Annotated in this window: 11 protein-coding genes and 2 tRNA genes; 6 read left to right on the top strand and 7 right to left on the bottom strand. The window is 35.1% G+C overall.

Annotated features, from left to right (window positions below; translation table 11 throughout):
- Positions 1 to 76: 76 nt before the first annotated feature.
- The 3 genes from ACXX80_RS02950 to ACXX80_RS02940 all read left to right on the top strand — a co-directional run bounded on the left by ACXX80_RS02950 (position 77) and on the right by ACXX80_RS02940 (position 726).
- Positions 77 to 152 (top strand) — tRNA-Gly (locus tag ACXX80_RS02950).
- A 12-nt stretch (positions 153 to 164) separates the two neighbouring features.
- Positions 165 to 250: transfer RNA gene (locus ACXX80_RS02945), tRNA-Leu, on the top strand.
- Positions 251 to 378: 128 nt separating this feature from the next.
- Complete coding sequence (locus ACXX80_RS02940) at positions 379 to 726, top strand: DUF1508 domain-containing protein (protein ID WP_458551917.1); 348 nt, start codon at positions 379 to 381, stop codon at positions 724 to 726.
- Positions 727 to 892: 166 nt separating this feature from the next.
- Here ACXX80_RS02940 and ACXX80_RS02935 read toward each other — a convergent pair whose 3' ends face one another.
- From ACXX80_RS02935 to ACXX80_RS02920, 4 genes are all read right to left on the bottom strand, one after another.
- Positions 893 to 1,117 carry a hypothetical protein gene (locus ACXX80_RS02935; protein ID WP_099714386.1) on the bottom strand — a complete coding sequence of 75 codons (225 nt, stop codon included), beginning with the start codon at positions 1,115 to 1,117 and terminating at the stop codon, positions 893 to 895.
- A 188-nt stretch (positions 1,118 to 1,305) separates the two neighbouring features.
- Positions 1,306 to 3,474 (bottom strand): S46 family peptidase, encoded by a 2,169-nt coding sequence (locus ACXX80_RS02930; RefSeq protein WP_458551916.1) that lies wholly within the window; start codon positions 3,472 to 3,474, stop codon positions 1,306 to 1,308.
- Between the two features lie 23 nt (positions 3,475 to 3,497).
- Positions 3,498 to 3,944: a GNAT family N-acetyltransferase gene (locus ACXX80_RS02925; RefSeq protein ID WP_458551915.1), complete on the bottom strand. Its 447-nt coding sequence runs from the start codon at positions 3,942 to 3,944 to the stop codon at positions 3,498 to 3,500.
- Positions 3,931 to 5,172, bottom strand: a complete 1,242-nt coding sequence (locus ACXX80_RS02920) for a 3-deoxy-D-manno-octulosonic acid transferase (protein WP_458551914.1) — start codon at positions 5,170 to 5,172, stop codon at positions 3,931 to 3,933. The genes ACXX80_RS02925 and ACXX80_RS02920 overlap by 14 nt, the downstream gene beginning before the upstream one ends.
- Before the next feature lie 229 nt (positions 5,173 to 5,401).
- Here ACXX80_RS02920 and ACXX80_RS02915 point away from each other — a divergent pair, with 229 nt between their 5' ends.
- Positions 5,402 to 6,532 carry a DegT/DnrJ/EryC1/StrS family aminotransferase gene (locus ACXX80_RS02915; protein WP_458551913.1) on the top strand — a complete coding sequence of 377 codons (1,131 nt, stop codon included), beginning with the start codon at positions 5,402 to 5,404 and terminating at the stop codon, positions 6,530 to 6,532.
- 80 nt (positions 6,533 to 6,612) lie between these two features.
- Positions 6,613 to 7,626: a UDP-glucose 4-epimerase GalE gene (gene galE / locus ACXX80_RS02910; protein WP_458551912.1), complete on the top strand. Its 1,014-nt coding sequence runs from the start codon at positions 6,613 to 6,615 to the stop codon at positions 7,624 to 7,626.
- 35 nt (positions 7,627 to 7,661) lie between these two features.
- On the opposite strand, the gene ACXX80_RS02905 is transcribed toward galE, so the two are convergent.
- Positions 7,662 to 7,913: a hypothetical protein gene (locus tag ACXX80_RS02905; protein WP_315206576.1), complete on the bottom strand. Its 252-nt coding sequence runs from the start codon at positions 7,911 to 7,913 to the stop codon at positions 7,662 to 7,664.
- A 108-nt stretch (positions 7,914 to 8,021) separates the two neighbouring features.
- Positions 8,022 to 8,897, bottom strand: coding sequence for an ACP S-malonyltransferase (fabD, locus tag ACXX80_RS02900; protein ID WP_458551911.1), 876 nt, complete (start codon positions 8,895 to 8,897; stop codon positions 8,022 to 8,024).
- Positions 8,898 to 9,077: 180 nt separating this feature from the next.
- Between fabD and ACXX80_RS02895 the strand changes: the two genes are divergently transcribed.
- Positions 9,078 to 10,721 carry a hypothetical protein gene (locus tag ACXX80_RS02895; protein WP_458551910.1) on the top strand — a complete coding sequence of 548 codons (1,644 nt, stop codon included), beginning with the start codon at positions 9,078 to 9,080 and terminating at the stop codon, positions 10,719 to 10,721.
- A 39-nt stretch (positions 10,722 to 10,760) separates the two neighbouring features.
- Here the strand turns inward: ACXX80_RS02895 and ACXX80_RS02890 are convergent, their stop codons facing one another.
- Positions 10,761 to 11,078: a DUF6370 family protein gene (locus ACXX80_RS02890; protein WP_458551909.1), complete on the bottom strand. Its 318-nt coding sequence runs from the start codon at positions 11,076 to 11,078 to the stop codon at positions 10,761 to 10,763.
- Positions 11,079 to 11,097 lie beyond the last annotated feature (19 nt).

Here is an 11,097-nt window from a genome sequence, read left to right as displayed (position 1 = left end):
TATAATTCAATAAATGTCCTAAATTTGCATCCGCAATACAGAACAAGTATCGCGGTTCTTTCTAAGAATTGAAAATGCGAAAATAGCTCAGTTGGTAGAGCGCGACCTTGCCAAGGTCGAGGTCGCGGGTTCGAGCCCCGTTTTTCGCTCCAACACCACATAATGCTCGGATGGTGAAATTGGTAGACACGCTGGACTTAAAATCCAGTGAACAGCAATGTTCGTGCGGGTTCAAGTCCCGCTCTGAGTACTAAACCGCTTCAATTGAAGCGGTTTTTTTTTGTTTTATGGTTTTTCATAAAACTAAATCTATTGGAACTAATATCAACTCCTTCTTTTTTGTGATTTATAATTTGAATTTTTTTATTTTAATAAACTATGGGGGCTTTTGTAATTAGTAAAAGATATAACGACGAATATAAATTTGTTTTTACTTCCAGGAAGGGGAAAGTTGTTTTTGCAAGTTTGAGTTACGAACTTAAGTTTGAGTGTGAGGAAGATATTGATAAATTTAAAGCTACGATTGAAACTGCCGACTTTTTAAAGTTTAAGTCTTCTGGTGGGAAATTCTATTTTAAATTGATGTTGGAAGGAAATCATTTTGCAACAAGTAGAAAATATACCACTTCGTTACGTCTCCAAAAAGGAATTGATGAAATTGTACGGTATGGTTCAAATTCAGAGGTGTTGGATTTTTCTGGAAATGATTTTATTTTTTCGGATTAAAGGTTTTTGAATTAACGGGTAAATAAAAAAGAGAGTCGTGAAATTTAAATTTCACGACTCTCTTTTTTATTTGTACTTCTCTTATTAAAGGATTGGAAATGTTACAAATTAAAAAAGCCATCTCGCATAGCGGATGGCTTTAAAATTTTTAGAATTTGAGTTCTAATTATTTTTTTGCAGCTTCAGTAGCAGTTGCAGCAGCTTCAGTAGCAACAGCAGCAGCAGAATCAACAACAACAGCAGCAGAATCAACTACAGCAGCAGCAGAATCAACAACAGCAGCAGCAGAATCAACTACAGCAGCAGCGTCCTCAGCAGGAGCATCAGCTTTTTTACATGATACAACAGTCAATACGGCAACAGCAGCTAAACTTAAAAATACTTTTTTCATCTTAATTTAATATAAAAGGTTAATTATTAATTCGTGGCAAAGATATAAATTTTTTAATATGTAAAATATTTTTTTATTTTTTTTTTAAAAAATAATATTTTTTGTCAACGCAGAAACAAATTACAATTATTATGCCAATTTAGTCAAATAATTAATAAATACTTTATATCGTTGTGGAGTCCTTGATTTTACTTTAAGTTTTTCTTTTTCAAAGGTTTGCTTTTCTTTGGGTGAACCATTTTTAGCTCACTTATCAAGTTTTTTGCACCAGCATATTTATCCATAATAAACAGGACGTAGCGTATGTCTACCATAATGTTTCTACAAATACTTGTGTCGTAATAGATATCACTCATGGTTCCTTCCCAAACCCGGTCAAAATTAAGTCCTATTAAGTTTCCATTAGCGTCTAGCGCTGGACTTCCGGAGTTACCACCAGTAGTATGATTTGTACCGATAAAGTTAACAGGCATTTTTCCGTTTTCACCATAAGGACCGTAATCTTTGGTTTTGTATAGATCTATTAATTTGGCTGGAACATCAAACTCATAATCTCCGGGAATGTATTTTTCCATTACTCCATCTAAGTAAGTTATAGGTGTGTAAAGCGCAGCATCTTTCGGTTCGTAACCTTTTACTTTTCCATAAGTAACTCGTAATGTACTATTGGCATCTGGAAAAATTCTACTGTCTTTATTCAATTCCAATTGCGCTTTCATGTACGTGCGTTGTAGCGCAGTAATCTTTAAATTGATTTCGTCGTATTTTGGCGCAACTTCTTTCGAATATTTGTCAGCTAGTTCCTTTACCAGTAAAAAACCTGGGTCATTATTTAAACTCGTTAAAACGGTTTTCGTGTCGCCGGTTAATAATTCTTTTAGACCTGCATAATTTTTAAGTTTGGATTTGGTATATATTTCAGAAGCCAGATTCTTAGCATTTACATTCATTAAACTTTGTGGCAAAAATTGTTTTGGAGATTTGGTAGCATATAATTCAATCAATTGTTCAAAAACTTTTTCATCAACAGTTGCATTGAAATTCTTGTAAAAATCAGCCAGTCCAGTTATTAAATTATTTTTTCGGTCATTGAAAGACTGTTCTCCTTTACTTTTGTAAACTTCTTCCAATTGGTATAATTTATGTCCCGTACTTAGTAATTCAGTATTACGTAGTACTACTTCTGTAAAATAGTCTCTTGCTACTGCATAAGGATTAATTTCCGTGTAGTTTTTGTCAAAGTCAGCTAAAAGTGTTCCGTATTCTTTTTCTTTGCCTGCTTTTACAATTTTTAGCTGGAATTCTTTTTCAGATTCTTTTTTTACGGCGACTGCATTTGATTTTTTTAATCCTTGTGTTTCGCCAATCCATTTTTTCCAATAATTGGCAATACTTGCATATTTAGAGGCGTATTGAATTTTTATTGCATTGTCTTTTCTCATAAAACCATCAGCCACTTTCAATGCTTTGTCTCTGATTTCGATTTTTGCTGGATTCAGTTCGTTTACAATTTGCTCAATCGCAACCGAAGGTAAATATTCGTTTGTTTTTCCTGGGTAACCAAAAACTAATGTGAAATCATCTTCGGCTACGCCATCTAGTGAAATAGGCAAGAAGTGTTTCGGGGTGTATGGTACGTTGTCTTTAGAATAGGCTGCCGGACGATTATTTTTGTCAGCATAGATTCTAAACAATGAGAAATCTCCGGTATGACGTGGCCAAACCCAGTTGTCAGTATCAGAACCAAATTTCCCGATAGCGGAAGGCGGAGCGCCAACTAAACGGACATCCGTAAAGGTTTCCGTTACAAAAAGGATGTATTGATTGCCTTCGAAAAAAGTCCTAATTTTATTCTCCTGCCAATTTTCCTTTGGCAACGATTTAGATAATGCCGTAATGTTTTCTTGAATTTTCTTTTGTTTAGTAGCTTCGTTAGTAAGAGTTGCAGTGCCTTCTAGAACAGATGTTGTTACATCTTCAATTTTCACCATAAAAGTTACTGTCAAACCTTCGTTTGGTAATTCATCTTCCATTTTGTAGGCCCAAAATCCATCAGTCAGATAATCATGATCTACTGTAGAGTGTGATTGAATTTGTGAAAATCCGCAATGGTGATTCGTTAAAATCAAACCTTTTGGAGAGATAACTTCAGAGGTACAACCTCCATTAAAGTGCGGAACCGCATCTTTTAAACTCGATTGATTGACATCGTAAATCTCTTTCACAGACATTTTCATGCCTAAGTTTTTCATTTCTGTTTCATTCATTCCTTTCAAAAGTGAAGGAATCCACATGCCGCCTTGCTGTGCCTGCGCCTGAATGACAAATAGTAATAAGAATAATTTTAAAAATTTCATGGTATTAAATTTAGGGTGTAATTTTATCTGATTCTGTATTTCATCAATTTTCTGTTGTGCAATTCAAAACCGTGCGTAAGGTACAATTTTTGTGCTTTTTCATTGTGCTTTTCCACTTCCAGATAAATCAGTTTTAACGATAGTTTATGACTTTCACTTTGAATAAATTCGAGCGCTTTACCGCCAATTCCTTTGCCTCTCACTTTTTCGGTAAGATATAATTCGTCTAAAAAAGCAATTTTTCCTTGGTATTCAAAACTAAAAACAAAGGTTAGAATAATGTATCCTATAAGTTCATTATCAGATACAATGAGCCATGATTTTCCTAAATTTTCATGTTTAATAAATTCCTCAAATAAAGTTTTGGAAACGTCAATGTCAATGGGGTAATTATCAATTGCATAAAACTCTTGCATCATGGTCACAATCGTTTCAATGTCAGCAATTGCTAATGGTTTAAATTGAATCATTCAAGATGTGTTTTAAAATACTGGCAGTGGCTCCTTTATTCATTTGAACAAAAGTGCTGCACATATGTCCTTTTTCTTGTCGAATGTCATCATTCTGGATTAGGTTTTTAAATGCTTCGTCTAGTTCTTTACTATTATTAATAGAAATACACGCTTCCATATTTACCAGTGCAGTAGCTTCTGCAAAATGCGAATAGTTGGGGCCAATGAGAATTGGAACTCCAAAAGTTGCCGGTTCCAGTAAATTATGAACTCCGGAATTCCCGAAACCACCGCCTACATACGCAATATCGGCATAGCTGTAGATTTTTGTCAAAATACCAATTGTGTCAATTATAAAAACGTCAAAATCAGCGAGATTTTTACCTTCTTTTTCAGAGAACAAAACTGTTTTTTTTGTAATTGAATTTTTTAAATCCTGAATTTGTTCTTCTTTAATATTGTGCGGCGCAATTATAAACTTGATATTTAATGTATTCGAATTAATAAAATCCACTAATAAATTTTCATCTTTTGGCCAAGAACTTCCCACTACAATAGTTAATGTGTTGTCTTTAAATTGAGAAATAAAACCCAAGGAATTGTCTTTTTCTAAAATTGTGGCAACTCGGTCAAATCGAGTATCTCCAGAAACCGAAACATTCGTTTTACCTACTTGTTGCAGTAGTTTTTTTGAAGTTTCATTTTGAACAAAAAAGTAGGTGAACGCATCCAGCGCGTCTCTATAAAAACCACCGTACCATTTGAAAAACAGTTGATTTTTTCTGAGAATTCCAGAAATTAAATAGGTTTTGGTATTCCGTTTTTTGAGTTCAGATAAATAATTTGGCCAATACTCATATTTGATAAAAAATACTAAATCCGGATGAACGAGTTGTAGAAATTGTTGTGCATTTTTCTGGGTGTCCAAAGGCAAATAAACCGTAACATCAGCAACAGTATTGTTTTTACGAACTTCATAACCCGAAGGAGAAAAAAAAGTAACCACGATTTTGTGCAATGGGAATTGCTCTTTTATCTTTTCAATAACGGGTAAACCTTGCTCGTATTCGCCCAAAGAGGCAGCATGAAACCAGATTGTTTTGTCAGTAAGTTTTATTTTTTGTTCCAAAACAGGAAAAACTTCTTTCCTGCCGTCCACAAAAAGTTTCATTTTTGGACTGAAAAGAGCCACTATTTTTAATAAAAATGCAGCAATTTGAACAATTAGATTATAAAGAAAAAGCATCATTGAAATTTTGGGGCTAAAATACGTTTTCTTTAGGTTTATTTCTTCCGCAGCAATATATAAATTTTGGTTGTCAGGAACCTACTTTTTATTTCATTGGAATAATATCTTTTTTTAATGTGGGTTGCATTGGTTTAAACTCATAAATAACTATTTTTGTTCTTCGTTTTAAGAAAGTATTTGCTGTGTTTAGAAACGGTAATCTTTCGAACATTAAACAAAAATTACAATGAAAAAAATCCAAATGGTTGACTTAAAAAGTCAATATGAAAAAATAAAAGACACCGTTGATGTTTCTATTCAGGAAGTTTTAGATACTAATACTTACATTAATGGACCTCAAGTTCATCAGTTTCAAAAATCATTAGAAGAATATCTTGACGTAAAACACGTAATTCCTTGTGCAAATGGAACTGATGCGTTGCAAATTGCGATGATGGGATTGGATTTAAAACCCGGCGATGAGGTAATAACAGCCGATTTTACTTTTGCAGCGACAGTGGAAGTAATTGCTTTACTGCAATTGACACCCGTTTTAGTCGATGTGGATATGTATAATATGAATATTTCTATCGAAGGGATTAAAAAAGCGATTACACCAAAAACAAAAGCGATTGTGCCAGTTCATTTATTTGGCCGTGCCGCTAATATGGAGGCTATTATGGCTATCGCTAAAGAATATAATTTATACGTTATTGAAGATAATGCGCAAGCTATTGGTGCCAATTGTAAATTTTCGGATGGTACTAAAAAGAAAGCGGGAACGATTGGACATGTAGGAGCGACTTCATTTTTTCCTTCCAAAAATCTGGGATGTTACGGCGATGGTGGAGCGATTTTCACGAATGACGATGCATTAGCTCACAAACTTCGCGGCATTGTAAATCACGGAATGTACGAGCGATACCACCACGATGTAGTAGGTGTTAATTCTCGATTAGACAGTATTCAGGCTGCGGTTTTGAATGCTAAGTTACCTTTGTTAGATGAATATGGAAGAGCAAGACAAGAGGCTGCCAGAAAATATTCAGCTGCTTTTGAAGGGCATAAAAATATCGTTGCGCCAAGTATTTGTGATATTTGCGACTGTCACGTTTTCCATCAATATACATTGCGAATTATAGATGCTGACAGGAACGGTTTGATGCAACATTTGCTTGACAAAGGCATTCCATGTGCTATTTACTATCCAATTCCTTTGCACTCGCAAAAAGCATATGCTGATTCTCGTTACAAAGAAGAAGATTTTCCAGTAACCAATCAATTAGTGACGGAAGTACTTTCATTACCGATGCATACAGAATTAGATGACGAGCAAATTAAATTTATCACGGATTCAGTTTTAGAATATTTAGGATAATTATAGTAGAGACGCGATTTATCGTGTCTTTTGTTTAAACGAGAAGACGCAATACATCGTGTCGGTACAAAAAAGAAATCATGAAAATATTAGTTACAGGTGGTTTGGGTTTCATAGGTTCACATACCGTAGTGGAATTGCAAAACGAAGGTTATGAAGTTATCGTTGTCGATAATTTATCGAATACATCAATGGATGTGTTGGACGGAATTCAGAATATTACGGGTAAAGTTCCAGCTTTCGAAAAATTAGATTTGCGCGAAAAAGAAAAGGTTCAGGATTTTTTCAAAAGACATCATGATATTTCAGGTGTAATTCATTTTGCAGCTTCAAAAGCGGTGGGTGAAAGCGTAGAAAATCCATTGCTGTATTATGAAAATAATATCAATGCGCTGGTCTATATTTTGCAGGAATTACAGCAAAAACCGGAAGCAAATTTCATTTTCAGCTCCTCATGTACGGTTTATGGTCAGGCGGAAACCATGCCGATAACTGAGAATGCTTCAATTCAAACTGCGATGTCTCCTTACGGGAATACGAAACAAATAGGAGAAGAAATTATTACTGATACTGCCAAAGTCACGAATATCAGCGCTATTTTATTGCGTTATTTTAATCCAATAGGGGCGCATTCCTCTACTGAAATTGGAGAATTACCAATTGGAGTTCCTCAGAATTTAGTGCCGTTTATTACACAAACCGGTTTTGGATTGCGTAAAGAACTTTCGGTTTATGGTGATGATTACCCAACTCCAGACGGAACAGCAGTTCGTGATTATATTCACGTAGTAGATTTGGCGAAAGCCCATGTAATCGCTTTGCAACGCTTACTGAATAAAAAAAACACGGAAAAAGTAGAAACCTTTAATCTAGGAACCGGAACCGGAAGCTCTGTTTTAGAAGTGATTCACACTTTCGAAAAAGTAAGCGGTAAAAAATTGCCATATAAAATAGTAGGACGAAGAGAAGGAGATATAACTTCAGCGTATGCCAATACGGATAAAGCCAATACTGTTCTGGGATGGAAAGCACAATCTACGCTAGAAGAAGCGATGGCCAGTGCCTGGAAATGGGAACAGAAAATTAGGAAATAAAAAATAGGCTGTCATTGACAGCCTATTTTTTTGAATTATTTTTTTGCGGCTTCTTTCAATTTTTCAGCGGCTTGATTCATTTTGTCAGCTCCTTTTTCAAGAACTTTTCCTGCTTTAACTTTTGTGGAATCAGCTGCAGCATCAACTTTTACAGCTGCTGTATCGATAGCATCTTCCATTTCATTACCTACGGCTTCAGTAGCCTCTTTTACTTCGTCTTTTGTTTCTTTTTTGCAAGAAGTCATTAAAGTTGCAATAAATGCTAATCCTAAAAGTGCTTTTTTCATTTTTTTCATTTTAAAAATTAAAATTATTTTGAACTCGTTTTATAAAGATAAAAAAAATCCTCATAAACCAGAGTTTATGAGGATACTATTTTGAACACTAAAGGCTAATTATGCATTTGTAGTAATCGCTTCTTTATCAATTTTTCCAATCAATCCTGCCAATACTTTTCCAGGACCCACTTCAGTAAATAAAGTAGCACCGTCAGCAATCATTTGTTGAACAGACTGCGTCCATTTTACCGGAGCTGTCAATTGGATAATTAAATTTTTCTTGATTTCGCTTGGATCTGAAACTGCGTTTGCCGTCACATTTTGATATACCGGACAAATAGGAGTAGAGAAAGCGGTTGCTTCAATAGCTGCAGCCAGTTCTTCACGAGCCGGTTCCATCATTGGTGAGTGAAAAGCACCACCAACCGGTAATAACAACGCACGTTTTGCACCCGCTGCTTTCATCGCTTCACATGCTTTTTCAACTGCTGATGTTTCTCCAGAAATCACTAATTGTCCCGGGCAGTTGTAATTTGCAGCCACTACAATTCCGTCAATTGAAGCACAAACTTCTTCAACAATATTGTCAGCCAATCCTAAAACAGCTGCCATAGTTGAAGGTTTTATTTCGCAGGCTTTTTGCATTGCCAAAGCGCGTTGTGAAACTAATTTTAATCCGTCTTCAAAGGATAAAGCTCCGTTCGCCACTAAAGCTGAGAATTCACCTAATGAATGTCCCGCTACCATTTCTGGTTTGAAATCATCGCCTAACGTTTTTGCTAAAATCACCGAATGCAAGAAAACGGCCGGTTGTGTCACTTTGGTTTCTTTCAATTCTTCAGTAGTTCCTTCAAACATGATGTCTGTGATGCGGAAACCTAAAATTTCATTGGCTTTTTCGAATAATTCTTTTGCAAGTGCAGAATTTTCATATAAGTCTTTACCCATTCCTGTGAATTGTGCGCCTTGACCTGGAAATACGTATGCTTTCATGTGTCTAATTTAAAGATTGAAAAAATGTATAGATTGAAAAATGAATTTCAAGCTGACTGCAAAAATACTATTTTTTACGGTATTGTAAATAAGGTTCCTATTTTCTTTAAAATTGACACTTTTTTAGTGTAACATTCAGTAGTATTAAAGACTAATATTGAAGTATAAAAAAATAGCTTTATGAAAAAGATAGTTGGTATTGTTTTCTTATTCCTTTTTGGGTTTTTATTATTTTATGGCATCCTTCCGGTAATCAATTATGGATTTACGGGTTTTGCCTTTATTTTGCTTATTTTAGTAATTCTTGCGACTGTATTTTCTCTTGGATTAACCGTCTCGCAGCAAACAAAGCAGGTCAAGATTGTCTCTAAGCCAAACAAGATTTTATTCGTTTTGGCAGGAGTACTTTTGGTATATTGTATTGCGCTTCCTTTTGTAACCAGCATAAAAATTTTCCGAATCGATTCGTATCAAAAATTAATTGGTGAGGTTAAAAACGGTCAAAAAATCACCAATCACATTGCTCCAATTTCTATTGATAAAATCCGTGTGGTCGATGAGGAATTAGCACATCTTTTGGGAGAGAAAATTTTAGGTTCACAACCGGCCTTGGGAAGTCAGGTCGAATTGGGAGATTTTTGCATCCAAAAAGTGAATAACAATTTATATTGGGTTGCGCCTTTATTGCATTCGGGTTTTTTAAAATGGTTTAACAACCAAGAAGGAACTGCGGGATATGTTATGGTTTCTGCAACTAATGAACGTGATGTAAAATTAGTTCAGAGTATAGGAGGGAAGGACATTAAAATTAAATACCAACAAGGTGCCTATTTTCAAAGTGATATTCACAGACACGTTTATTTTAACGGAAATGCTACGGTTGGTCTGGCTGATTTTAGTTTTGAGATTGATGATGCTGGAAATCCGTTTTGGATTATTACGAAATATGGAAAAAAAATTGGTTTCTCCGGAAAAGAAGCGATCGGTGTTATTGTGGTTGATGCCCAATCTGGTGTTATAAATGAATATTCAATTGCTAAAACACCAAAATGGGTGGATCGAATCCAGCCTTTGGATTTCATAGAAGATCAATTGAATGATTGGGGTGAATACGTTCACGGGTATTGGAATTTTTCTAATCAGGATAAACTTCAAATTACGGAAGGATTGACATTGGTTTACGGAAAAGACAATAAATCGTATTGGTATACCGGATTGACTTCAGTGGGGAAAGAAGAGTCTGCCGTAGGTTTTGTATTGGTGGATACCAGGACCAAAGAAACTACTTTTTATAAGCAAGGTGGCGCAACAGAATTTGCTGCTCAAAGCTCTGCACAAGGGAAAGTTCAGGAGAAAGGATACAAGGCTTCATTGCCTATTCCTTACAATATTAATAATATCCCCACCTATGTGATGACGCTGAAAGATGATGGCGGATTGGTTAAAATGTTTGCGATGGTTGCCATTTCAGATTACACGATTGTGGGCGTGGGCAATACCATGCGGGAAACGTTGACTTCGTTTAAAAACGTTTATAATATGGCGGATAATAAAATAAATCCCAATAGTGTTTCTAATAAAAAATCGTTGAAATCCGTTGTGACCCGAATCCAAAATGATGTAAAAAACGGGAATAGTTTTTATTATTTTAAAGTCAAAGATTATACTAATATTTTTGTGGGTTCATCCCAAATATCCAATCAATTACCTGTTACAATGGTGGGTGATAGTGTCACAATTTCTTTTGATGTAGACTTAGAAGAAGTAATTGATATCTCGAGTTTTGAGAATAGTAATCTCAAATTGAGTATGAAATCGAATTAATAACAAAGGGCTTAAAGATTTTTCTTTAAGCCCTTTTTTTTATTTTTTTGACAGTAATTTGAATGAGCTGACTTTGAATTTATTGTCAACCACTTTACCAACCACTTCAGCTTTTCTTATAGCAGCGCAAAAACCATCACTGGCATGCGCATCACCATGGGAGTCGATGGAACTTCCGTCAACAAAATAGGATTTTCCGTCAATGCGAACAGCTAATTCACAACCGTGTCCTTCCATCCCAAACTGACATTGTCCGCACGAAGCTTCAACAATTTGATGTTTTGGTTCTTCTTTTTTATCCTGAGCGCTTGCAAGTGTCGCAGAGAATAAAATAGCTAAGTATAGTATCTTTTTCATAAATGATTAAATTTTACTT

It is taken from the genome of Flavobacterium sp. GNP002, assembly GCF_054343795.1.
Note: the sequence above shows the minus strand (reverse complement) of the source record. Positions and strands in the feature narration are given on the sequence as shown.